We start from the raw sequence: 21,670 nt of genomic DNA on the forward strand, positions 1-21,670 counted from the left end.
CAAAAGACTTGTTCGATGTCTCGCTTCCACACAAACGCGACTGTCCTCAGAGATCTGTTTCTGGCCGGTATTCTGGCTGCGATTATTTGTTTTCTGGTCTCAGCCACCGTCCACGGCGTCCGCCCGCCCCAAAGATCCGCTCATTCGCTCATCCACCCGCAATCGCTGGCAAAGACCATTGCTGCGCCGCGCCTGCCTGCCAGCTAGAGCGGCGGATAGATCTGGGCCAGGGGCCGGGGAGAGCGGGCTAAAAGTTCGTAGGCCCGGCGCGAATCGAGGCAGACGTTCGCAGGCCGGGGTGGCTCGGACGGAAAGTCGCGCCCGAGCGCCGGGGCAATCAGGCGTGCGTCCCAGCCAAAGTGCCGGGCCAGCAGCCACCCCAGTTCATAGCGCGACACACAGGCTCTGCCACCGACGTGCAACAGGCCACAATAGTTGCCCCAAGCCAGTTCCAGTAGCGCCGCCGCCAGATCGGCGGCGTGGATGGGGGAGCGATATTCGTCGGTAAATAGTTGAGCGGGTTTGCCCGACCTCAGTTGTGCTCCCAGTCGCTCCTCGACGCTGCGTTCCCCAGAAGGACTTGGCCCTAACAGGAGCGAGGTGCGCACGACGAGCGCATTTGAATATCCCAGTACGCGCTCCTCGGCCAGCCGCTTGGTGCGGGCATAGCAACCCAGAGGCCCGGTCGGGCTCGCTTCGGTGTAGGGGGCCGCCCTCCCGTCGAAGACCAGATCGGTGGAGACAAAGATAAAACGGCTGCCAACCCTAGCCGCTGCCCGTGCCAGGTGGTCGGTCGCTTCGACGTTGACCTGGAAGGCGCGCTCGGGAGCCTGTTCGCACTGGGCGCTCTCGCTCATCGCCGCGCAGTGGATGACCGCCTGCGGCTGGATCTGCTCCAGAAGCTGCCGGTAGATTTCTGCCCCCGCCGTCGCCAGATCCAGGGCCATTGCCGGCACTTTTATAGACAGAGGCCGACGACCAGCGATTGCCCTGACCTCCCAGCTGTCCAGCGCCTGAAAAGCGACGTGGTAGCCCAGCAGGCCGCTAACGCCGGTAAGCAGCAGGCGCGGCATGAACCGGCAACTGGGACACCGACGCTGCCCGGTTTGCGGGGGTGAGCGAAGGGGTAGCCCGCAGGGAAGTGTCCGTCAGACTGATGAGCGTCGGGAAGAAGATCCCGAGTACGACCGTGGCAATCGTCGTGATGAGCATCCCGGCCTTGAGCGGCTGGATACCCTCGCTGTCGCCGCCGTCGCCCGCGCCGTAGGCCAGCACCTGGGGCGAAGGTTCTTTGACCAGCATCAGCTTGACGACGCGCACGTAGTAGTAGATCGAGGCTACCGAGGTAACCAGGCCAAAGAAGACCAGCGTGTATGCCTGGGACTGCACCGCCGCCCAGAACAGGTACAGTTTGCCGAAGAAACCGGCCAGCGGCGGAATCCCGGCCAGCGAGAGCAAGCAGAGGCTCAGTACCAGGGTGAGGAACGGATCTTTCTGGTAGAGGCCACTGTAGGCGGTGATCTCGTCGGTGCCGGTGCGCAGGCTAAAAAGCACTACCGCCATGAACGCCCCCAGGTTCATAAACAGGTAGGTGCCGATGTAGATGATCATGCTGCTGTAGCCCTGGGGGGTGCCGATCGCAAGGCCAATCATCACGTAGCCTGCCTGGGCAATCGAACTGTAGGCGAGCATCCGCTTCATGCTCGTCTGGGCGATGGCGACGACGTTGCCGAGCACCATGCTGAGGATCGCAAGCAGCACGAACAGCGTCTGCCACTGTCCGGTAAATGCCGGGTAGGCGGAGGTGAGAAAGCGGATGGCCAGGGCAAAACCGGCGGCCTTGGAGCCGACGGACAAAAAGGCGACCACCGGCGTCGGCGAACCTTCGTAGACATCCGGCGTCCACTGGTGAAAGGGCACCGCCGCGATCTTGAAGCAGATGCCGGCCACCACCAATACCAGCGACAGCAGGGCCGGAAAACCCAGATCGACGATGCGCGGCGCAATTTCTAATAGCCGTGTCTGGCCGCCGGAAAATCCGTACAGCAGCGACAGGCCGTACAAAAAGATGCCCGAGGAGGCAGAACCGATGAGCAAATATTTGAGCGATGCCTCGTTGGAGCGCTTGTCGAGCTTGGTGTAACCGGCGAGCAGATAACTGGTGATACTCAATAGCTCCAGCGCCACGAAGATCATCACCATCTCGGAGGCTCCCGAGAGCAGCATCGCCCCGAGCACCGCTCCCAGGAGCAGCTCATAAAATTCTGCTGTCGTCAGGCTGGTGCGGTCGATGTAGCGAATCGACATCAGCACCGTGAGGGCCGCCGACAACAGCACAAAGGCGCGAAAGGCGACGCTCAGCGGATCGGCGGTGAAGCTGCCTAAAAAACTGTCGGGATTGGCGATAATCCACTGCGGCAACAGCAGGGCCGTAGCGATTCCCAATCCCAAAAGCGTGATGTAGGGCAGCGCCCTGGCGACTTTGCGGCCAGCGGTCAAGTCTACCAGCAGCAGGACGACCAGGGTAATCGTGACGGCGTACTCGGGCCAGAGTACACCGGCGTTGAGAGCGGCAAAGTCGATGTTCATGGGCTGGAAGCGGACGCTCCCCCAGAGCTTTTCTCTGTCATCGTACTGTAGTTTACCGGTAGTCTCGGCAATGCTGCCGGTGTGCTATCGTGAACGCTAACGGGACGCCTGTCCATCTTGAGAGGGCCACCATGGCGATCATCTCCTCCCACACCGCCGCAGCTGAGGGTGAACCGGCAAAAAGCCGCACCGCCCAGCCCAGATCCGAGGCTCTGCAGGCCCAAAAAGGGCGCGAGGACCACCACGAAGAAAACCTGCGGCCCAAGAACCTCGACGATTACGCCGGTCAAAAAGAACTCAAAGCCGTCCTCTCGCTACTGGTGGCCGCCGCCCGCCATCGCAGCGAACCGCTCGATCACCTGCTTTTTTATGGCCCGCCGGGACTCGGCAAGACGAGCATCTCGCTCATCCTCGCCCACGAGATGGGGGTCAACATTCACCTCACCACCGCCCCCGCCCTCGAACGCCCCCGCGACATCGCCGGTCTGCTTGTCAAACTGCAGCGCGGCGACATTCTCTTTATCGACGAAATCCATCGTCTGCCCCGGATCACCGAAGAAATTCTCTACCCGGCGATGGAAGATTTTCGGCTCGACATCACCGTGGGCAAGGGCCAGAATGCTCGAATTACGAGCGTTCCGCTGCCTCGCTTTACCCTCATCGGAGCGACCACCCGCGTCGGTGCCCTCAGTTCCCCGTTGCGCGATCGCTTTGGCTTTATCCAGCGGTTGCGCTTCTACGAAGTCGATGAACTGACGGGCATCCTCCACCGCAACGCCCAGCTGTTGCAGATCGCGATCGACGAGGCCGGAGCCAGCGAGATTGCCCGCCGCTCGCGGGGCACCCCCCGCATCGCCAACCGACTACTCAAGCGGGTGCGCGACTATGCCCAGGTCGAAAGCGACGGGCTCATCACCGAACCGGTCGCCTGCGCCGCCCTCGAACTGTTTGAAGTCGATCCGCTGGGCCTCGACTGGACCGACCGCCGACTGCTGCAGACCCTTATCGAGCACTACAACGGCGGGCCGGTGGGCATCGAGTCGCTCGCAGCGGCCACCGGCGAAGACAGCCAGACGATCGAAGAAGTCTACGAGCCTTACTTGATGCAGATAGGCTATCTGCTGCGCACCGCTCGTGGCCGGATGGCCTCGGCTGCTGCTTACCGCCACCTGGGCTACACCCCGCCCCAGCGCTTCGAGCAGGTGAGCTTGCTCGACAGCAGCGATCCGCTGGGGTTGCACAACTAGCGAGCGGGCAATCGGGTAGGCCGGTAGCACCGGTAACGGGTGATGGCGCGGTGGCAGGCGAGTGCCGATGACCTATCGGACACGAACAAAGTCAGATCGCATGAATTCCTTCCATTCGCCGTCCTGGAGAACCTCCGCAGCGGTGAACCGGTGGTCGTCGTCGATAATCTGAAAGACATCGCGGTAGCGATCGGTTTCACGGCCCTCGCTCATCGCCGGACCCTCAGTTTCGAGCAGAAGTGCCCGCCCGTCCGGAGAAAGGTCGCCGTCGTACACGAACAGGCGGTCGAGCGCACTCCCCGCCACGGCACCCGCGAACCGGCCAGTGTTCGGCTCATATCCGATCAGCGTTGCTGCACGCGTTTGCGAGCCGTCGCTCGATTGGCCGGTGTTGTCGAGGATGATGAAATGGTCGCTCAAAGCCCGCACGGACTCAGTCCCATTCGCGGCGACACCTGAGTGGTCCGAATCGTCGGCTGTGTGAAACTGGTAAGACCATTCGCCGACGAGGTTCTGGAGCCAAGCCCGTTTGGAGGAGGTAGCAGACATGTCAAAAGTTCCCTCTTTCTCTTTACTGATTGCATTTTGCAATCGGTTTTTAGATTACCACGTGCGATTGCATAGCGCAAGCAGTTTTGATATACCTGCGGTATGAACGACACGAAACGATCCGGGTGTCCAATCAACCTCACGCTGGAGGCGCTCGGCGACCGCTGGAGCCTGATCGTCATTCGGGACATCATCTTCGGCGATCGCCGTCATTTCCGGGAGCTGCTTTCCCGTTCTGAGGAAGGGATCGCGACCAACATCCTCGCCGACCGGCTGAAGCGATTGACGGAGAACGGGTTTCTGACGCGCTCAGCCGACCCGTCGCACAAGCAGAAGGCGATCTATAGCCTTACCGAAAAGTCCATTCAGCTGATCCCGCTACTGGCGGTCATGGGAGCCTGGGGCAGGCAGCATACCGCCGTCAGCCGACCTCTCGCCATCCGCGCAAAGCTGCTGGAGGAGGGCGGCCCGGCCCTGTGGTCTGCGCTGATGGACGAACTTCGCTCGGCCCATCTGGACGGCAATTCAGTGAAGTCGAACACGATCGTCGAGCTTCAAAAAGCTTATGAGATGGAACTGGCAAAAGCATAGTGCCATCGATCTGCACACCGTCGATTTCCTGTTAAAAGGAGATATACGCGGACTTGAGCATTCTGCAGATCTAGAAGGGTATGGCGCGGATTTGGGTTGCCCAGACCTTCGAGCACGGCATGGATGCGGAGACGATTTGGGCGCTTGTGGATCGACGATGATGGCGAGCGCGGGGGAGAGTGCTGAATGAAAAAGTCAAGCGTACTTGGACGAGGGACAGTCTTTGCCCTGTTGCTTGCTGGTGCGGCTCCCGCCACACTGGCTCAGGAACCCAAGCCGACCAATCGGGCAGAGGCTGTCGAGGTTGTCCGCGAGTTGCGGGGCATTGTGACGCCCGACGGCGTCGAACGTGCGCGAATGGTGCGCATTGGGGGCATCGACCAGTTCGTCTCGATCCGTGGGCGCGACCGGCGCAATCCCATCCTGCTCATTCTTCACGGCGGGCCTGGCTTTCCAGAAACGGCTCTTGCATGGTGGAACACCCGCGACCTCGAGGAATACTTCACTGTCGTGCACTGGGATCAGCGAGGATCGGGCAGGACCTACCTCGCCAACGATCCTGCCGCAGTCGCGCCCACAATGCTGCCCGAACGCTTCGTCGCCGACACAGGCGAACTCATCACCTGGCTGCGCACCGAATTCGGAAAAAAGAAGATCTTTCTGCTCGGCCATTCCTGGGGCAGTTTCATCGGGCTCGAATACGCCCGGCGGTACCCCGGACAGCTTCACGCGTACATCGGCGTGGGACAAGCGACCAACACGCCGGAGAGCGAACGTCGCGGCTATGCCTTCGCGCTCGCCGCCGCTCAGCGGGCGGGCAATGCCAACGCAGTCGCGCAGCTCGAATCGATCGCGCCCTATGCCGTGCCCGGACGCCCGATCCCGCTGGAACACATTGTCATCGAACGGCAGTGGTCCGACTATTTCGGCGGCGTCATGGCCTATCGCCAGCGCCAGACCAATGGGATCGCGAGCCGCCTGTCACCCGACTATTCGGACGCAGATGCCCCCCGCGCTTACGACGGCAACAACTACTCGCAGCTATACCTTTTCAGTACAGTCCTCGGCCTCGACCTCAGCGGCATCACGCGGCTTGGCTGCCCCTTAATCCTTCTGGAGGGGCGACACGACCGCACAGTGAGTTCGGAGGTCGCCCATGAATGGTTCGTGCGGGTCCGTGCGCCGCGCAAGCATTTCGTCTGGTTCGAGCATTCGGGTCATGAGGTTATGACCGAGGAACCCGGCAAGGTTCTGGTGTCGCTCTTAAAATATGCACGTCCAATTGCTGCCCGCGCGGGCGACGTGGGACCCGAGCCTTGAACGCCCGCCCAGTCAACTATCTGTACCCCAACGTCATCCGCAGAGGAGGGAAGCCGTGATTACCTGCGTCGTCCATTACAAGATCGACCCAGACAAGCTGGCCGATTTTGAAAGGTTCTCCAGGGCTTGGATTTATCTCGTTAACAAGCATAAAGGTCAGCACCACGGCTATTTTCTGCCGTCCGAGGGCGCGAGCGATGTAGCTCTTGCGCTCTTCAGCTTTGAGAGCTTAGCGGCCTATGAGCAATATCGCACGCGTTTCGGTAAAGATAAGGAGTTCATTGCGGCGGACAAGATCCGTGACGAAAGTGGCTGCGTCATCCGGTACGAACGGACCTTTATGCGTCCCCTGTTACCCAACGAGGTGGATGGTCCCCCCGACGGCTGGCAGAAGTAGTCCGAACGCCGCCGCCGGGGCTGCGCAACTAACGAGCGGGCAACTGGCCAATCGACTGCGTATTCACCAGTTGCTCGTAGACGGCCTGACGCAGCAGCTTCGGCGGCAACAGCCCCTGGGCGAGCACGAAGTCGTGGAAGCGCTGGGGGCTGAATTTGACTCCCTGGGTGCGCTCCAGATCCGAGCGGAGCGCCAGGAGCTGGGTATAGCCGTAGAAGTAGGCGGTGGCCTGGCCAGGGGAGCGGAAGGTGTAGCGCTCGACTTCCTGGCGGGCGTGGGCGGGTGAGACCGCTACTTCGTCGGTGAGGACACGCAGCGCCTGCTCGGGCGTAATCCTGCCCAGCTGTAGCTCCGGATCGAGAAAGGCGCGGGCCGCCCGCTTCAACTGTTCTCTGAGCGAGATGAGTTGCCCATCCGGGGGCATAAAAGGCAAAATGATCGACTCGGCGTAGAGTCCCCAGCCCTCGACGTTGGTGCTGTTAAAGGCAAAGAGGGCACGGGGCAGCGAGACGCCCTTTTCGACCATCGTGTCGAACTGCAATTCGTGGCCGGGCCGCGCCTCGTGGGCAGTAAGGGTCCAGGAGGCCGCCGCAAAGGAAAAATCATCGACTTTCTGGCTGGTGCCGGAGGCGCTGATTGCCCTTAGCGGCAGCACAAATTCGCCCCGCTCGCCCTTGTTGCCGATAAGTCGCGGCCCAGTCTCGTAGGGTGCCGGGGCGTCGGCACTCTCGGCGGCACTGGCAAGGCGAATGATCCCTGGCCGATCCGGCAGGGTGAGTAGATTTTCGCGCCGGATGATCGCTTCGATCTGAGCCAAGCGCTGCTGGTAGTGGGCGAGGATGATGTCGTCGGTGAGCTGGTCTTTTTTGAGTTCGCGGATCACATCGCGGTAGTCGGTGACGGTGTAGCCCTTTTGCTTTGCCACCTGGGGAGCGAGAATCTGCATCTGCTTTTGAATGGCGGCAAAGGCGGTGTGGGCCTGCTCTATCAGCTGCTCCGGCGGAATATCGACGCCCACCCGCTCAAGGGCGAAGGCGTAGAGTTCGGGAGGCAGGCGAAAATCGCTGCGGGCTTTGGGCAGGATCTCCTTGCGGATAAACGCCTGATAGGCCGCAAGCTGCGTCTTGAAGCGGGCGAGCGCTTCCTGGTAGCCGGTAATCTTGTACTGATCAAAAAGGGGCGCAATCCCTGCCACCAGCGCATCGGCGGTAGCCAGATCCCGCTCGACCTCGGCTTTACTGGGATAGCGCAGGCCGGGCACAGCAAGCTTCTCGCGGATGCGCTTCTCGGCTTGAACCGTAATCGGTGTGTAGCCCGCTTCCAGTCCTGCGTAGCGCCTGAGGCGCACGAGGGCCGCCGGACGGCGCTCGGGGGCAATCTGGTCTGTCAGCAGGCCGCGCACCCCAAAAAACGCCAGTCGCGCCGGTTTGAAGTAGGGCAGGTTGTATTTTTTCTCCAGCGCATCGCCCCGATTCTGGCGTTCGGCAGCCTGGATCGAAATTTCGAGATCCTGCCGGACCTGGGGATCTTTCTCGGCGGCAAGCCGTTTTTTGAGGGTGCCTGCCGCTTCCGTGCGCGCCTTGATCCGCTGTTCGTCCACGCCGGAACTGAGATCGCTGATCCGCTCGTCGATGCCCTCGACGCCAAACGCCGCCGATTCTTCCGGATCGAAGCGCGCCAGCACAGCGAGCAAGACGCGGGCATCTTCGTTGCTGCGCTGTACCCAGGCCGGTGTAGGAGCGTTCTGGGCAGGCGGCGGTGTTGTCTCAGCCCCAGAGCCGGGGAGAGGAAAAGCTACCGGCAGAGCGACGCTCAACGCCACCAGACCACTCAAAAGACGAACCGAAGCACGGATCTTGGGCATGATTCTGACTACGAATTTCTTAATCGATTGTTCCACCAACCCTGCCCTTTGAAAAGCGGAAGCTCGCCCTCACCCGGACGCTGCCGCCACAAGCAGTGCCCACAGCTGCTGATCACAAAAATCCGGCACCGCCAGCACCACTCCCAGCTCCCGCAGCTTTTCGGCGCTCTGGGTAGAAGTGATTCCGACCGTCGGGATCGCCGCTCCCACCGCCGAGCGCACGCCGGAGGGCGAGTCCTCGAAGGCGATCGCCTGGCGCGGGTGGACGCCCAACTGTTCGAGGGCGACCCGGTAGGGCAGGGGATCGGGCTTGCCATGGGGCAGGTCGTCCCCCAGAACCACCGCGTCGAAGACGGTCTGCAACTGCAATACTTCGAGCATAAAGTGGACATTCGGGCGGGGAGCGTTGCTCACCAGCGCGCAGGCCAGTTGCCGCCGCTTTGCCCAATCGATCAGCTCCAGCGCTCCCGCTAGCGGCACCAGCAGACCACGGGCCAGTTCGCGAAAGTGGGCTTCCTTGTCTTCCGCCAGGGCCGCTTTCTGTTCGTCTGGCAATTGGGGCAATAGATCCTGGATAATTTCCGGGTTGCGCCTGCCGCTGAAGCGGGTGCGGTAGAACTCTTCATCGACTGACAGGCCAAAGGGAGCGAGCATGTCCTGCCAGGCGCGCAGGTGAATCGGGTCGGTGTCGCTCAGGGTGCCGTCCAGATCAAACAGCAGGGCGGCGAGCATAGGGCCTCCAGATCCAATGCAAGAAAATCATGCTCCGCCTGCGAGAAGCTGCTGGACCCAACGGCGGGTTGCCGCTACCGCTGCGCTCATACCTTCACTCTGGCCCAGTTCTAAAAATTCAGGCAACCTCCGAACCGGGATCGCCGCAAAAGCGAGGCTCGTCTGCGCTTCAACGTAAGCCCCCTGCTGCAGGTGAAAGATACGCAGTACCCTGCCGTCGTAGATCCAGACTTCGGGAATTTTGAGCGCCGCATAGATAGGCAGTTTTCTGAGGGAGGGATTGGTGATATCGACTTCGACAGCCAGATCCGGGGGTGGATCGCTATCAAGATTCAACGTCTCTTTATCGCGTACCACTTGCTCGTTCTGAATATAAAAACTGCTATCTGGTTCGATGGCACTATCGGCAGCCTGACTCTGCCATAGGGTCGAGCCGAGGCTTTCGACATCTAACTTTAGCTCATCGCAAATAGCGATAATTAATCTTGTCAGCAGAGAATTTGCTTTTTCGTGTTTCCTCGAAGGACTCATCAGAGTCAATGTTCCCCGGTAATAATCTACGCGCACGGAGCGGCCTTCGGGCAGCTCTGAGATAATATTGCGGTAGGCATTCCAACCCACACCATTCACAGAGATGGCCTGGGTTTGCTTAAAGCCGTTGCGGTATGCAATATTTTGGGATAATACCATGTCTCAAGACCAACAAAAAAACTATAACTGATCGATCTCCGCTCTCCATTCCTTTATCTTGCCAGGGCCAAATAACACTTTAAAAAGTTCCAAAACCTGGCTACGAGTTGAGCTGTTTTTTTAGAATATCGTTTGCCATCCCATCCCCCAGGCAGTGCTGTAAATTTAGCGGACGACCAGCACCGGGCAGTGGGCGTGGTGGAGCACGTAGTCGCTGACGCTGCCGAGCATCAGCCGCTGCATTCCACCCAGACCGCGCGAGCCAATCACCAGAACGTCCGGCTTTTCTTTTTCGGCAACTTCGCAGATCGTCTCGCGGGCATGACCAAATTCGAGGCGGGTCTCACAGGCAAGTTCTGCCTGTTCGCAAAGTTTGCGGGCCTTTTCGAGGGCAGCCTCACCGACCGCCCTCGCCACCTCCTCCAGTTCGACGAGGGGCGGTCCCTGATAGACCGGTTCGCCGGTAGGAAGCACACCGGGCCAGAACGCGCCGCTATCGACTTCGGCCACCGTCAGCAGTAGCAGCGAAGCGCCGCTTGGACGGGCAATATCGATCGCCCTGGCGAGGGCGTGTTCACTGGCCGGAGAACCGTCGATCGCAACGAGAAATTTCATAGGTGGTGTCTGTCGTCGCTTTCTATCTTAAGAGCGGGTGTGCCGTTCAGCTATCCTGGAGTTTTGGGGGAGCTAGGCGGCCATGGCAAAACTAGGGCGGCGCAGGGCTCAAAATAGCGAGGGCGAGTTTTACGTCGATAGCAGTTGCATCGACTGCGACACCTGCCGCTGGCTGGCCCCGGAGGTCTTTTGCGAAGCAGGCGATCAATCGGCGGTCTATCACCAACCGACCAGCGAATTGCAGCGGCAGCAGGCGCTGCAGGCGCTGCTTGCCTGTCCGACCGCTTCGATCGGTACGGTTCACCCTCCCCAGGACATCCAGGCTGTCCAGGCCACTTTTCCGCTGCCCGTCGCCGATAACGTCTTCTACTGCGGCTACCACTCGGAGGCGTCCTACGGGGCGGCGAGCTATCTGATCCTCCGGCCCGAGGGCAACATCTTGATCGATTCGCCCCGCTTCGCCCCACCCCTGATCAAGCGCCTGGAGCAGCTGGGGGGCGTGCGCTATCTCTATCTCACCCACCGCGACGACGTGGCCGAGCACCAGCGCTTTCGAGAGCACTTTGGCTGTGAGCGGATTCTGCACACAGCCGATATTGCCGCCGACACGCGCACCGTCGAGATCGTCCTGGAGGGCGACGCAGCAATTGCCTTTGCGCCGGAGGTGGTGATTTTGCCCGTACCCGGCCACACCCCAGGCCATACGGTGCTGCTGTACCGGCAGAAATTTTGCTTTACAGGCGATCACATTGCCTGGTCGGCGGCGCGTGAGCGGCTGGTGGCCTTCTGGGACTACTGCTGGTACTCCCGCAGCGAACTGGTGCGCTCGGTCGAAAAACTCCTCCCCTACCGCTTCGAGTGGGTGCTGCCGGGCCACGGTCGCCGCTACCATGCCCAGGCCGAGCAGATGGCCGAGCAGATGCGCCTGTGCCTCGCGGATCTGCGCGCTAAAAGCCTGGTGCGCTCCTAGCGCCGGAACCCCCGAAAGGCCGGATCGCCGGTGGGCAAGTCGGCGACTTTGGCCGACTCCTCGATGAGCCGGTCGATCCAGCTCAATAGTTCGTTCAATTCAAAGGGCTTGGGTACGAACAGATCCGCTCCGGCGGCGAGGGACTCCTCGCGGTCGGCGTTGGTGGCAGCGACGATGAGGAATGTCTTCTCCAGCTCCGGCTGGCGGCGCAACTCCTGGCACAAGAAGGGTCCAGCCGGTAGATCGGAGGTAAATAGATCGAGGATGATCACCCTGGGCGGATTGGTGACCGCCAGCTTGAAGGCTTCCTGGCCGGAACTGGTGACGACCACCTCGTAGCCGCGCATCTCAAGGGTGGTCTGCAACAGATAGGCCAGGGCAGCGTCGGGCTCGACCACCAGCACGCGGTGGGAGAGAGAATCTGCGACGGACGAAGCCTGCAGGTGAGCCTCCGGGTTGGCGAAGCAGTAGCTGCAGGACTGGTTGGCCTGGGCATCGAGGTTGGTCTGCAGGGCGCTTGAAAATAGCTGCGCCAGCGACCACTCCCGGCGGCCAGCCGCCGGAACGATACCGATGTTGACGGTGACAAGCGGACAGCGCCGACCGATGCCGTGGCGGTCGGTACCCACCAGAAAGCCGCGCTGGCGGTCCTGACGGGTATAAAAACCGAGCGACGCCTTTTCCCACTGCAGGCAGATCTCGCAGGCCAGCCCCTCGGCGCGGCGGCCCTCGACGAGAGCCAGAAATTCTTGTGCGCCCAGGCGATAGAGCAGGCCACCGCCGGTCACGCAGCGATCGAGGGTGCTCTGGAGGGTGGAGAGCATCTTTTCACCGGCCACTCGCCCGTAGATCTGATTGTAAAGACGAAAATTAGAAAGATCGATGTACAGCAGTGCCCAGTCCTGGTCCCGGTGGCTACCAAAGCGATGGCGCAACTCGCTTTCCATCCGCTCGAAGTCGAGCGGCGGCTGGATAGGGCGCTCAAGCATCTAAGCGGTCCTCGCCTGGGTGGGCTGCGGGCAGGCTGATCGTAAAGACGCTGCCGACGCCGTACTGGCTCTCGACGCTGATCGACCCGCCCAGGCTTTCGACCAGGGACTTGGTGATGTAGAGCCCGAGGCCGGTGCCCTCCCGCTCGCGGGTCAGGGGCGAGTCGATGCGGCTAAAACGGTTGAAGATCTGATCGAGGTGCCCCTCGGGAATACCGATGCCCCGGTCGCGCACGGCAATCCAGAGGACGTTCGGATCTTCAGGATCGACGTGGGCACTGATTTGCACCGGCGAACCGGCCTCAGAATATTTGAGGGCGTTGTCGATCAAGTTGGTGAGAATCTGCTCAAGCCGGTCTTGATCGGCCCAGATGCGCGGCAGGTCAGCGGGCAACTCGGTCAGCATCGGATTGCCGGTGAATTTTTGTGAGAGATTCTCAACGACCCGATCGACAATTTCTGCGAGTTCGAGGCGCTGGGGCAGATTCTTGAGCCGCCCGGACTGGATTTTGGAGACGGTGAGGATGTCCTCGACCAGCCTGGTCAGACGGTCGGCCTGATTTTTGATAATCCGCAAAAACCGGCGGTGCTGCGCCTCGCTCAGCTGGGAGCCCGAGCGCAAGAGCGTATCGATAAAACCTTTGATGCTGGTGAGGGGCGTGCGCAGCTCGTGGGAGACGGTCGAAACAAAGTCGGCCTGGGCCTGATCGAGTTCTTGATGGGCTTCCTGCAAAAAAGTCCAGATTTTATGCCCCTGGGCACTCTCGGCGGTGAGCACGTTGAGGTGGAGGTGCTGCTGAGCGGTTGTCTGCCAGCAGACGCTGCCGTGCCCGTTGTGGGGCAATTCCGGGGACCAGTCGTAAATCCAGCTGCCCTCCGCTTCGGGGGCGCGCACACCCGTCAGGCTCGCCATAGCCTCGTTCCAGAGCAGAATCTTTCCACGACGGTCGGTCACCACCAGCCCAAAAGGCAAACAGTTCAGAATTTCGTGTTCAGCCAGCATCTAGTCTTTAATTGAGTAACACAGTATTTTGCCCGAGCGTGCGAAAAAAATACTGAAGACTTCCTGCTCTACCGAGTCAGAAAGCGCTTCGCCCCCTCATCAGTGTATCGGATGTCACCTATAAGCAAGGCAAAATCGGACTGCCCTATTCGGCGGGTTCAGCCATCGTCTGGTCTGCCGAGATCTCAAGGCAGTAGCCCGCTCCGTAGACGGTCTTGATAAAGCGGGGATGGCGGGGTTCCGGTTCGAGCTTGGTGCGCAGGTGGCGGATGTGAACGCGGATCGTCTCGATGTCGTCGTCTGGATCGTAGCCCCAGACTTCTTTGAGGATCTCGCTGGGGGAGACGGTCTGGCCGTGGCGCTGCAAGAGGCAGTGCAATAGCTCGAATTCGAGGTGGGTGAGCTTGATCGTCCGGCCAAACCAGACGCACTCGAAGCGCTCCGGGATCAGCGTAATCGGCCCCTTCGAGAGAATCTCGGTGTGCCGGGCCGCCTGGGGCATCCGGTCGGTGCGCCGCAACAGCGCCCGCACGCGGGCAAGCAGCTCCTCCAGCTCAAAGGGCTTGGTCAGGTAGTCGTCCGCTCCGGCGTTGAACCCGCTCACCTTGTCCTTGACCTGGCCCAGAGCCGTCAGCATCAGCACCGGAATCTCGGAGGTGCGCTCGTCGCGGCGCAAGCGCTGGCAGATCGTCAGACCGTCCACCTGAGGAAGCATCAGATCGAGCACGATCAGATCGGGCAACAGCTGCAGCGCCAGCGCCTGGCCCTTGATGCCGTCCGGAGCCTCCACCACCTCGTAGCCGGACATCTGCAAGTTGAATGCGATCAACTCGAGAATGGCAGGATCGTCGTCAATCACAAGCACGCGCGGCATTTGTAATCCTTGTTTTTTCAAGCGAAATGTTTTTTAACTAAAGTTAACCACCTTTTATTATATCTATCATAGATCTGCTAAAAGCGGGGTGTTCACTCATTTTTCTTACTACGACCGCTGTGCGGTGTGGCTTGGACAGGCTATAAACCTCTTGCTGAGCATCTTTCAGCTTAAAGTGCGAGTTGCAGCAGCACTGGTTCTCCCGCCTTCGCGCTTCCCTCCCCTAAAGGAGAACAGGCCCGATACCGTACAATAGCTGTCGAGTGAAAGTGCAACTATGACGGGCTTTCAAGCATCTTCCGCCGCCGATACTGTTGTTTTGACCTCGCTTTCGGGAGCGGGCCGTTCCGAAGCGGCACGTATCCTCGAAGATCTTGGATTTTTGTGTCTCAACCACGTCCTGCCGGAACTGGTGCCCGCTTTTGTGCAGAACTATGCGCCGCTCAATCCCCGTCTGGCGCTCTGCCTGGCAACGCTGCCGGGCCAGGACGTTCAAGCGGCGCTCATTGCAACGCGGCTTGCCCTGCGCACTGCCTCCCGTCAGGCGCTGCACCTGTTTGTTGATTGCTCGGAGGAGGTGCTGCTGGGGCGCTACGCCCTCTCGCGCCGCCCCCATCCCTGGTTCAACGGCGAGGGGTTGCTTGCGGCTATCCGCCACGAACGCCGCGCCCTAGAATCGGTGCGCGACTGGGCGGACGAAGTGATCGACACCAGTGCGCTGAGCCCGGCCCAGCTGCGCACGCGCATCGTCGCGCTCGTCAACGGCGAAGCGCCCGAGCTGCCGGTGACGCTGATGAGCTTTGGCTTCAAGCGCGGCCTGCCCGCCGACGCCCAGGTTGCCCTCGATATTCGCTTTTTGCCCAATCCGTACTACGAGAGCGCTCTCCGGCCCTTAAGCGGCCTCGACAGTGCGGTGGCAAGCTACGTCTTCGCCTCCGAACAGGCCCAGCAGACCTACCGATCGCTGCTCGAATTTTTGCGCTTTTTACTGCAGCAGTACCGGGGCGATCGGCGCAGCCAGCTTTTGATCGCTGTAGGTTGCACCGGTGGTCAGCACCGCTCGGTTGCCTTCGTCGAGCGCCTCGCTCAGGAGTTGGCAGCCGAGGGCACCGCCTGCCGCACAGTCCACCGCGATCTTGTCGCCAACCGGCTGCAGGAGGTGAGCCTGTGATCAGCGCCCTGCGCCTGCGCAAGCTCACCACCCAGTTCGGCAAGTGGCTCTATCCGGGGATGCGGGTCAAGCGCTGGCTCGCCTTGATCGTGCTCGGTACGGTCTGCACCAGCCTGGGGCTTGCGATCTGGGTGGACCTCAGACCTATCTTCTACAGCAGCAAGGTGCTCTGGGGACTGGTGCGGGGGCTGGCCGAAATCCTTCCCAACGACATCAGTGGTCCGCTGGTGCTGGTGGCCGGTATCGGCTTCGTCGTTCTGGGCCTGCGCTTCACCCTGGGTTCGATCACCGAAGTGCTGGTGCCCGAGGGCGAAGACGACCTTGTCGAGCGGCTCTTCCGGCATCGCCGCCTCAGCCGTGGACCCAAAATCGTCGCTATCGGGGGCGGTACCGGTCTTTCGACGTTGCTGCGCGGCCTCAAGCGCTACAGCGCCAACATCACAGCCGTCGTCACCGTCGCCGACGACGGCGGCTCCAGTGGCCGATTGCGCCAGCAATTTGGCGTACTGCCCCCCGGTGACCTGCGCAACTGCCTCGCTGCTCTGGCGGACGAAGAAAAACTGCTCACCGAACTCTTTCAGTACCGCTTCAAGACCGGCGAGGGGCTGGCGGGGCATTCCTTCGGCAACCTGTTTCTCACGGTCATGGCTGAGATCACGGGCGACCTCGAAAAGGGCGTAGAGGCAAGCTCCAAAGTGCTCGCCATCCGGGGCCGGGTTCTGCCTGCCACCCTCGACGATATGACCCTCTGGGCCGACCTCGACGATGGCCGCCATATCGAGGGCGAGTCGAACATCTCCCACGCCGGAGGGCAGATCGTGCGCATCGGCTGCAGCCCGGCGGTACCCCGCGCCCTGCCGCAGGTGGTCGAGGCGATCGTCGATGCGGACCTTGTGATCATCGGTCCTGGCTCGCTCTACACCAGCATCGCCCCCAACCTGCTCGTACCAGAGATCGTTCAGGCGCTCCGGGTGAGCAAGGCGCGCAAGATCTATATCTGCAACGTCATGACCCAGCCCGGTGAGACCGACGGTTACGCCGTAAGCGACCACGTGCGCGCCCTCGAAGGGGCGGCGGGCGGGCCTTTTTTTGAGGCGGTGCTCGTTCACCGCGACCCGCCCACCCGCAACCTCGAAAGCCTCCGCCGCTACGAGCAGCAGGCATCTTATCCGGTGGCGATCGACCGCGACAATCTGACGCTGATGGGGCTGCAGCTGGTGATGGCGAACGTGATGGATGAGAACGATGCCGGTACGACCATCCGCCACTCCTCGCGGCGGCTGGCGCGCGCCCTCCTGCGCTGGTACACCCGCAGCCTCCAGCAAAATCCCCAAGATCGAGCTTCTTAGATGGAATACGTCGAAGCGAGCGGTGTTGTCGCCCGTCCCCTCGCCGCTGTCTGGCAGGCCCACACCGACCCGCAGCTGTTGGCGCAAGTCTGGCCCTCCTACCCGCCGCTGCGAGTGGTAGGACCGGGTACGATCGACGGCCCCGACCAGTTCACCGTCCAGATCGATCTGCCGCCGCCCTTGCCGCCCATCGACTGGCAGGTCGAGATCGTCCGCTGGGAGCCGCCTTTTCGCTTTGTCGATCGGCAGGCGAGGGGCCCGTTTCGCTTTTGGGAACACACCCACCAGTTCAGCGCCCTCGACGACGAGCGCACCCTGTTCGTAGACGGCATCAGCTTCGAGTACAATCCGCTCATCGATGGCCTGATTGTCAAGCCGGCTCTGGCTCTGGTACTGGAGTGGCGGGTGGGCCGAATGGGCGAGGTGCTGGGCGGCAGGATCACCTGAGCGCTAGGATAAGTGGCGTTACTGTTGCGCCCGGCTATGCGTCAAAGAACCTGGTTATTGCTTCTCGTCGCGGTGGTGATCGTGGGCTCGATCTTGATCATCGCCACCAAGCCGACGATCCTCGGCCTCGACCTGCAGGGGGGCAGCCAGCTGACGCTGCAGGCAAAGCCTTCTGAAAAAGTCAAACAGGTCACCCCTGAAGTGATGAAGGGGGTGGCCGCCGTCGTCGAGCAGCGCGTCAACGGCCTCGGCGTCTCCGAGGCGCTCGTGCAGCTTAAAGGCAGCGATCAAGTTCTTGTCCAGTTGCCGGGGGTCAAAGATCCGGCCCAGGCGGAGCGCCTGCTGGGCGACACGGCCCAGCTCGAATTTCGCAAGGAAGTCCCAGGGGGCAAATTTGAAAAAACCGACCTGGGCGGCACGGATCTGACCAATGCCTTTCCCCAGGCGCTCCAGGGCGGCCAGGGCTGGGAGGTGGGGATCGAATTTACCGGGCCGGGGGGCGATAAATTTGCCCGGATCACCCGCGAGCTGGCCGGTACGGGCCGCCGGTTGGGTATTTTTCTGGACAACAAGCCCATCAGCACCCCCACGGTCGGCGTCGAATTTGTCGATCGCGGCATCACCGGCGGCAAGGCAGTGATCACAGGCCGCTTCAGCGCCCAGGAAGCGAGCGAGTTGGGCATCAAGCTCAAAGCCGGTGCCCTGCCGGTGCCGGTCGAGGTGATCGAAAACCGGACCGTAAGCGCCACCCTGGGAGCGGACTCGGTGCGCCAGAGCCTCTACACCGGCATCGCCGGGACGATTCTGGTACTCCTGTTTATGATCGCGTTTTACCGGCTGCCGGGATTGGTGGCCGATGTCGCCCTCGTCATCTATGGGCTGACGACCTTCGCCATCTTCAAGCTGGTCCCGGTCACCCTCACCCTGCCGGGCATCGCCGGTTTTATCCTCTCGGTGGGCATGGCGGTCGATGCGAACGTGCTCATCTTCGAGCGCACCAAAGAAGAGCTGCGCTCGGGCAAGCAGCTTTTTACCTCCGTCGAAGCAGGTTTCCAGCGCGCCTTTTCGAGCATCCTCGATGCCCACGTCACTTCGCTCATCACCTGCGCAGTGCTCTTTTTTCTGGGAACGGGCCTGGTCAAGGGTTTTGCCCTCACCCTGGCGATTGGCCTTCTGGTCAACCTGTTTACGGCGATCACCGTCTCGCGCACCTTCTTGCTCACGATGCTCAATTTTTCTAACCTGCGCAAACCCGCGCTCTTTGGTGTCACGGGCGTTCCGGCCAAGGCGGTGCGCTGATGGAACTGAAGATCTCGAAGACCAAAAATCTCTACTTTGCCCTCTCCGCTGCCTTGATCGTAGCCGGCCTCATCGCGATGGTAATCTCCTGGATTACCCTCGGTGCGCCGCTGCGGCTCGGGCTTGACTTTACCGGCGGTACCCTCGTCCAGTTGCGCTTCAGCCCCAAAGCGCCCGCAATCGAGGCGGTACGTCCGGTCGTCGAAAAGCAACTGGGCATCACCAACATCCAGCAAATTGGCGATCAAAATATCGCCATCCGCACCCGCTCGCTCTCGACCGACGAGCGCACCAAACTTCAAGAACAATTGCGCGCGAGCCTAGGCAAATTCGAGATCGAGCGCATCGAGACGGTGGGGCCCACGATCGGCCAGGAATTGCTCACCAACGGCCTGCTGGCCCTGGGCCTCTCCCTTGTCGGCATCCTCGCCTACCTGGCTTTTCGCTTTCAATTCGACTACGCCATCTGCGCCTCGATCGCCCTGTTCCACGATGTCCTGGTGCTTCTGGGCATCTTCTCGATTCTCGGACTGCTCTTTGGCGTCGAGGTCGATACGCTCTTTGTCGTTGCCCTGCTCACTGTCGTGGGCTTCTCCGTTCAAGATACGGTCGTGGTCTATGACCGTATCCGCGAGAATCTCAAGTTCCAGAGCCGCAAGAAGACCTTCCCGGATATCGTCGATGATTCGGTCAACCAGACCCTCGTGCGCTCGATCAACACCACCGTCACCGCCCAACTGGTGCTGTTGCCCCTCGCCATCTTCGGCGGCGAGACGATCCGCCTTTTTGCCCTGGCGCTCATCGTCGGCTTTCTTTCCGGCACCTATTCGAGCATCTTCAACGCCAGCGCCCTGCTTATCTGGTGGCGCGAGCGCAAAACGACCGCCCCAGTGACAGCAAAGGCCCAAAAATAACTACTCCAGCCGCACCAGTCCCCGGCGGATGGCAAGCATCGCCGCCTGGGTACGGTCCTGAGCGCCCATCTTAGAAAGAATATTGTTCATGTGGGCACGCACGGTGCCCTCGCCGATGAAGAGGCTGACGGCGATCTGGCGATTGCTCTTGCCCTGGACGACCAACCTGAGCACCTCCAATTCGCGGGCAGTCAGTTCGGGATTATTGAGACGGCTGGTGAGTCTGGCGGCGATCTGCTGGGGGATGCGCTTTTGACCGGCGTGGACGGCCCGGATCGCCTCGATCAGCTCCTCGGTCGGGGCGTCCTTGAGCAGGTAGGCCATTGCCCCCGCCCGCAATCCCCGATACACGTCCTCGTCGGTGTCGAAGGTCGTGAGAACGATAATCCGCGAATCGGGAAACTCGGTGCGGATGGCAACCAGCGCCTCGACGCCGTCCATATCCGGCATTCGCAGATCCATCAGCGTCACCGCCGGCAGATACCGCCGAAAAAGGGCGATCGCCTCGTGGCCATTGCTGGCTTCACCCACCACCGCCATACCGGGCTGGCGACTGATCACCGCCGCCAATCCCTGGCGGACGACAGGGTGATCGTCGGCGAGCAAAATCCGAATCGCTCGATCCACCGGTGGGGTGTTCATCCGTTCATCCTAGCCTGCCGGGCCTGAAGCGCAGAGGACTCCGCCTGACGATGCAGATGCATTAACCGTCCGGTTCAATGTGAAAAACCCTTGCATCCTATGGCTACAGGCTCTAACGTTGGAGATCCAGGCTGGCGATACTGTTTTCAAAGTGAGTTCCCCCCTTGACACGCAGCGATCCTGTCGATGTCTTCTCGACTTTCCTGAGGTTCGACGGTGCATCCACGCGCTGGATCTGTGATCCCCGCTTGCGCCGCAGTATGCTCATCAGCATCGAAAAGCTCGGGCAACAAAAAGAGGCGTTCTGGATAAACTACTGGCTGGATGCCTGGCGCACCCAGCCATCGGTAGCGAGACAGCTAGCTCTGGGCCACCTGAGCGCCTACTTGCAGGAGGGGTGCTTGCAGGTGGCGAGGCGCTATCATAGCCGCTTCGGCAATACGCGCTATGGCCTGGAGGACTACTTTCAAATTGCAATGGCTCGGATCGAGCGCATTCTGGAAGGCTACCATTCCTGCGGTGCCAGCTTCAAGAATTTTGCAAATGTAGTATTTTCAAATAACATCGTCGAGGCGATGCGTCAGCAGCGCGAGTTCAACATCTGTTCGCCCTGGTCGCTCCTGCGCAAGGTGAGCCAGAGGCGGATTAAAGAAGTACTTGTCCACACGGGTTACAACCCCGATCAAATCGAACACCGGCTGACTGCCTGGCTCTGTTTCAAAGACCTCTATATTCCGAGTTCCACCAAATCCCGGCTTCACGAGCCCAACCCGCAACTGTGGCAGCGCCTCTGGAAGGAATACTGCCGCCGGATGCCCAGGGTAGCAGGGCAGGCGAGCAGTCCGGAGCAGTTGCGCCAATGGCTCATCGAGTGCGCCAATGCGGTGCGCATGTACCTCTTCCCGACCTTTCAGGCGAGCAGCGAGTTTTCTTCGGACCCCCAGATGGACGACTGGATGGAGCAGTTGCCCCAAAACCGCGTGCCCTCGCTCTGGGAGGGACTGGTCTTAGACGAAGACGAGCGCCGCCGCCGGTTGCTGTGCCGGCTGCTGCGGCAGATCCTCGCGACAGCTATCGCCCAATTTGAAGCCCGAGACCAGGAACTGTTGAAGTTGTACTACGGCGAGGACTGGACCCAGCAGCAACTGGCCGGACAGTTTCAGATGCGCCAGGACGCCGTCTGCCGTCGCCTGCAGCGCCTCCGCATCCGGCTTGTGACGACGGTGGGCCAGTGGTGCCGGCAGCATCTGGAGGCTCCGCTTTCTGAGCAGGTACTGGAGGAGATGGACGAGTTGATCGAAGAGTGGTTGGAACAGTCCTATGGCCCACCCCAGGCAGAATAGCCCGAAGATGCAGGAACACACTAAAATCTGTAACTTACAGGTAGCGCTGCTCCCAGCCTCCGGGCGGCAACAGCC

Annotated in this window: 23 protein-coding genes; 12 read left to right on the forward strand and 11 right to left on the reverse strand. The window is 61.1% G+C overall.

All coding sequences use genetic code 11. From position 1 onward, the window contains the following. Nucleotides 1-15 precede the first annotated feature (15 nt). Nucleotides 16-207: a hypothetical protein gene (locus tag GKIL_RS21665; protein WP_023176070.1), complete on the forward strand. Its 192-nt coding sequence runs from the start codon at nt 16-18 to the stop codon at nt 205-207. Here the strand turns inward: GKIL_RS21665 and GKIL_RS21670 are convergent. Continuing rightward, nucleotides 204-1,073: a dTDP-4-dehydrorhamnose reductase family protein gene (locus GKIL_RS21670; RefSeq protein WP_023176071.1), complete on the reverse strand. Its 870-nt coding sequence runs from the start codon at nt 1,071-1,073 to the stop codon at nt 204-206. The genes GKIL_RS21665 and GKIL_RS21670 overlap by 4 nt on opposite strands. Next, a complete protein-coding gene (locus tag GKIL_RS21675; RefSeq protein WP_023176072.1) occupies nt 1,045-2,589 on the reverse strand; it encodes an NAD(P)H-quinone oxidoreductase subunit N in 1,545 nt (514 codons plus the stop codon). Before GKIL_RS21675 ends, GKIL_RS21670 begins: the two co-directional genes overlap by 29 nt. A 131-nt stretch (nt 2,590-2,720) precedes the next feature. Here GKIL_RS21675 and ruvB point away from each other — a divergent pair, with 131 nt between their 5' ends. Further along, nucleotides 2,721-3,836 (forward strand): Holliday junction branch migration DNA helicase RuvB, encoded by a 1,116-nt coding sequence (ruvB, locus tag GKIL_RS21680; RefSeq protein WP_023176074.1) that lies wholly within the window; start codon nt 2,721-2,723, stop codon nt 3,834-3,836. Nucleotides 3,837-3,908: 72 nt separating this feature from the next. On the opposite strand, the gene GKIL_RS21685 is transcribed toward ruvB, so the two are convergent. After that, nucleotides 3,909-4,385 carry a DUF1579 domain-containing protein gene (locus GKIL_RS21685; protein WP_023176075.1) on the reverse strand — a complete coding sequence of 159 codons (477 nt, stop codon included), beginning with the start codon at nt 4,383-4,385 and terminating at the stop codon, nt 3,909-3,911. A gap of 102 nt (nt 4,386-4,487) precedes the next feature. On the opposite strand from GKIL_RS21685, the gene GKIL_RS21690 reads away from it, so the two are divergent. The 3 genes from GKIL_RS21690 to GKIL_RS21700 all read left to right on the forward strand — a co-directional run bounded on the left by GKIL_RS21690 (nt 4,488) and on the right by GKIL_RS21700 (nt 6,693). Continuing rightward, nucleotides 4,488-4,976: a winged helix-turn-helix transcriptional regulator gene (locus GKIL_RS21690; RefSeq protein WP_023176076.1), complete on the forward strand. Its 489-nt coding sequence runs from the start codon at nt 4,488-4,490 to the stop codon at nt 4,974-4,976. 186 nt (nt 4,977-5,162) lie between these two features. Next, nucleotides 5,163-6,296: an alpha/beta fold hydrolase gene (locus tag GKIL_RS21695; RefSeq protein ID WP_023176077.1), complete on the forward strand. Its 1,134-nt coding sequence runs from the start codon at nt 5,163-5,165 to the stop codon at nt 6,294-6,296. A gap of 55 nt (nt 6,297-6,351) precedes the next feature. After that, a complete protein-coding gene (locus GKIL_RS21700) occupies nt 6,352-6,693 on the forward strand; it encodes an NIPSNAP family protein (protein WP_023176078.1) in 342 nt (113 codons plus the stop codon). A 28-nt stretch (nt 6,694-6,721) separates the two neighbouring features. Here GKIL_RS21700 and GKIL_RS21705 read toward each other — a convergent pair whose 3' ends face one another. From GKIL_RS21705 to GKIL_RS21720, 4 genes are all read right to left on the reverse strand, one after another. Continuing rightward, a complete protein-coding gene (locus GKIL_RS21705) occupies nt 6,722-8,557 on the reverse strand; it encodes a DUF885 domain-containing protein (RefSeq protein WP_023176079.1) in 1,836 nt (611 codons plus the stop codon). 69 nt (nt 8,558-8,626) lie between these two features. After that, entirely contained in the window at nt 8,627-9,289 is a 663-nt protein-coding gene (locus GKIL_RS21710; protein ID WP_023176080.1) for an HAD family hydrolase, read from the reverse strand. 27 nt (nt 9,290-9,316) lie between these two features. Next, nucleotides 9,317-9,979 carry a Uma2 family endonuclease gene (locus GKIL_RS21715; RefSeq protein ID WP_023176081.1) on the reverse strand — a complete coding sequence of 221 codons (663 nt, stop codon included), beginning with the start codon at nt 9,977-9,979 and terminating at the stop codon, nt 9,317-9,319. Between the two features lie 165 nt (nt 9,980-10,144). Then, on the reverse strand, nt 10,145-10,594 hold the full coding sequence (locus GKIL_RS21720; protein ID WP_023176082.1) for a universal stress protein: 450 nt from the start codon (nt 10,592-10,594) through the stop codon (nt 10,145-10,147). A gap of 82 nt (nt 10,595-10,676) precedes the next feature. Here GKIL_RS21720 and GKIL_RS21725 point away from each other — a divergent pair, with 82 nt between their 5' ends. Continuing rightward, nucleotides 10,677-11,564, forward strand: a complete 888-nt coding sequence (locus GKIL_RS21725; protein WP_023176083.1) for an MBL fold metallo-hydrolase — start codon at nt 10,677-10,679, stop codon at nt 11,562-11,564. On the opposite strand, the gene GKIL_RS21730 is transcribed toward GKIL_RS21725, so the two are convergent. From GKIL_RS21730 to GKIL_RS21740, 3 genes are all read right to left on the reverse strand, one after another. Then, nucleotides 11,561-12,553: a response regulator gene (locus tag GKIL_RS21730; protein ID WP_023176084.1), complete on the reverse strand. Its 993-nt coding sequence runs from the start codon at nt 12,551-12,553 to the stop codon at nt 11,561-11,563. The two genes, GKIL_RS21725 and GKIL_RS21730, sit on opposite strands and share 4 nt — an antisense overlap. Continuing rightward, on the reverse strand, nt 12,546-13,556 hold the full coding sequence (locus GKIL_RS21735; RefSeq protein WP_023176085.1) for a sensor histidine kinase: 1,011 nt from the start codon (nt 13,554-13,556) through the stop codon (nt 12,546-12,548). Before GKIL_RS21735 ends, GKIL_RS21730 begins: the two co-directional genes overlap by 8 nt. Nucleotides 13,557-13,701: 145 nt before the next feature. Beyond that, on the reverse strand, nt 13,702-14,430 hold the full coding sequence (locus GKIL_RS21740; RefSeq protein WP_023176086.1) for a response regulator transcription factor: 729 nt from the start codon (nt 14,428-14,430) through the stop codon (nt 13,702-13,704). Nucleotides 14,431-14,707: 277 nt separating this feature from the next. On the opposite strand from GKIL_RS21740, the gene rapZ reads away from it, so the two are divergent. From rapZ to secF, 5 genes are read left to right on the forward strand one after another with little or no spacing between them, the layout of a single operon-like run. Beyond that, on the forward strand, nt 14,708-15,601 hold the full coding sequence (gene rapZ / locus GKIL_RS21745; RefSeq protein ID WP_023176087.1) for an RNase adapter RapZ: 894 nt from the start codon (nt 14,708-14,710) through the stop codon (nt 15,599-15,601). A gap of 59 nt (nt 15,602-15,660) precedes the next feature. Then, entirely contained in the window at nt 15,661-16,950 is a 1,290-nt protein-coding gene (locus tag GKIL_RS21750) for a gluconeogenesis factor YvcK family protein (protein WP_041245176.1), read from the forward strand. Continuing rightward, on the forward strand, nt 16,951-17,397 hold the full coding sequence (locus tag GKIL_RS23145) for an SRPBCC family protein (RefSeq protein WP_023176090.1): 447 nt from the start codon (nt 16,951-16,953) through the stop codon (nt 17,395-17,397). Nucleotides 17,398-17,433: 36 nt separating this feature from the next. Beyond that, nucleotides 17,434-18,696 carry a protein translocase subunit SecD gene (gene secD, locus GKIL_RS21760; protein ID WP_023176092.1) on the forward strand — a complete coding sequence of 421 codons (1,263 nt, stop codon included), beginning with the start codon at nt 17,434-17,436 and terminating at the stop codon, nt 18,694-18,696. Further along, nucleotides 18,696-19,610: a protein translocase subunit SecF gene (gene secF / locus GKIL_RS21765; protein ID WP_023176093.1), complete on the forward strand. Its 915-nt coding sequence runs from the start codon at nt 18,696-18,698 to the stop codon at nt 19,608-19,610. The genes secD and secF overlap by 1 nt, the downstream gene beginning before the upstream one ends. On the opposite strand, the gene GKIL_RS21770 is transcribed toward secF, so the two are convergent. Continuing rightward, entirely contained in the window at nt 19,611-20,252 is a 642-nt protein-coding gene (locus GKIL_RS21770) for a response regulator (protein WP_023176094.1), read from the reverse strand. A 164-nt stretch (nt 20,253-20,416) separates the two neighbouring features. Here GKIL_RS21770 and GKIL_RS21775 point away from each other — a divergent pair, with 164 nt between their 5' ends. Continuing rightward, nucleotides 20,417-21,595: a sigma-70 family RNA polymerase sigma factor gene (locus GKIL_RS21775; RefSeq protein WP_023176095.1), complete on the forward strand. Its 1,179-nt coding sequence runs from the start codon at nt 20,417-20,419 to the stop codon at nt 21,593-21,595. The last annotated feature ends 75 nt before the right edge of the window (nt 21,596-21,670 follow it).

This window comes from Gloeobacter kilaueensis JS1 (assembly GCF_000484535.1).
Classification (GTDB): Bacteria; Cyanobacteriota; Cyanobacteriia; order Gloeobacterales; family Gloeobacteraceae; genus Gloeobacter; species Gloeobacter kilaueensis.

What these genes read in the sequence shown, in the direction of transcription:
- GKIL_RS21725 (WP_023176083.1), top strand. Translation starts at nt 10,677, where the DNA reads ATGGCAAAACTAGGGCGGCGCAGGGCTCAAAATAGCGAGGGCGAGTTT.
- ruvB (WP_023176074.1), top strand. Translation starts at nt 2,721, where the DNA reads ATGGCGATCATCTCCTCCCACACCGCCGCAGCTGAGGGTGAACCGGCA.
- GKIL_RS21685 (WP_023176075.1), bottom strand. Translation starts at nt 4,385, where the DNA reads ATGTCTGCTACCTCCTCCAAACGGGCTTGGCTCCAGAACCTCGTCGGC.
- GKIL_RS21675 (WP_023176072.1), bottom strand. Translation starts at nt 2,589, where the DNA reads ATGAACATCGACTTTGCCGCTCTCAACGCCGGTGTACTCTGGCCCGAG.
- GKIL_RS21665 (WP_023176070.1), top strand. Translation starts at nt 16, where the DNA reads ATGTCTCGCTTCCACACAAACGCGACTGTCCTCAGAGATCTGTTTCTG.
- GKIL_RS21670 (WP_023176071.1), bottom strand. Translation starts at nt 1,073, where the DNA reads ATGCCGCGCCTGCTGCTTACCGGCGTTAGCGGCCTGCTGGGCTACCAC.
- GKIL_RS23145 (WP_023176090.1), top strand. Translation starts at nt 16,951, where the DNA reads ATGGAATACGTCGAAGCGAGCGGTGTTGTCGCCCGTCCCCTCGCCGCT.
- GKIL_RS21690 (WP_023176076.1), top strand. Translation starts at nt 4,488, where the DNA reads ATGAACGACACGAAACGATCCGGGTGTCCAATCAACCTCACGCTGGAG.
- GKIL_RS21715 (WP_023176081.1), bottom strand. Translation starts at nt 9,979, where the DNA reads ATGGTATTATCCCAAAATATTGCATACCGCAACGGCTTTAAGCAAACC.
- GKIL_RS21730 (WP_023176084.1), bottom strand. Translation starts at nt 12,553, where the DNA reads ATGCTTGAGCGCCCTATCCAGCCGCCGCTCGACTTCGAGCGGATGGAA.
- GKIL_RS21735 (WP_023176085.1), bottom strand. Translation starts at nt 13,556, where the DNA reads ATGCTGGCTGAACACGAAATTCTGAACTGTTTGCCTTTTGGGCTGGTG.
- secF (WP_023176093.1), top strand. Translation starts at nt 18,696, where the DNA reads ATGGAACTGAAGATCTCGAAGACCAAAAATCTCTACTTTGCCCTCTCC.
- GKIL_RS21750 (WP_041245176.1), top strand. Translation starts at nt 15,661, where the DNA reads ATGCGGGTCAAGCGCTGGCTCGCCTTGATCGTGCTCGGTACGGTCTGC.
- GKIL_RS21695 (WP_023176077.1), top strand. Translation starts at nt 5,163, where the DNA reads ATGAAAAAGTCAAGCGTACTTGGACGAGGGACAGTCTTTGCCCTGTTG.
- rapZ (WP_023176087.1), top strand. Translation starts at nt 14,708, where the DNA reads ATGACGGGCTTTCAAGCATCTTCCGCCGCCGATACTGTTGTTTTGACC.
- GKIL_RS21705 (WP_023176079.1), bottom strand. Translation starts at nt 8,557, where the DNA reads ATGCCCAAGATCCGTGCTTCGGTTCGTCTTTTGAGTGGTCTGGTGGCG.
- GKIL_RS21710 (WP_023176080.1), bottom strand. Translation starts at nt 9,289, where the DNA reads ATGCTCGCCGCCCTGCTGTTTGATCTGGACGGCACCCTGAGCGACACC.
- secD (WP_023176092.1), top strand. Translation starts at nt 17,434, where the DNA reads ATGCGTCAAAGAACCTGGTTATTGCTTCTCGTCGCGGTGGTGATCGTG.
- GKIL_RS21720 (WP_023176082.1), bottom strand. Translation starts at nt 10,594, where the DNA reads ATGAAATTTCTCGTTGCGATCGACGGTTCTCCGGCCAGTGAACACGCC.
- GKIL_RS21740 (WP_023176086.1), bottom strand. Translation starts at nt 14,430, where the DNA reads ATGCCGCGCGTGCTTGTGATTGACGACGATCCTGCCATTCTCGAGTTG.
- GKIL_RS21770 (WP_023176094.1), bottom strand. Translation starts at nt 20,252, where the DNA reads ATGAACACCCCACCGGTGGATCGAGCGATTCGGATTTTGCTCGCCGAC.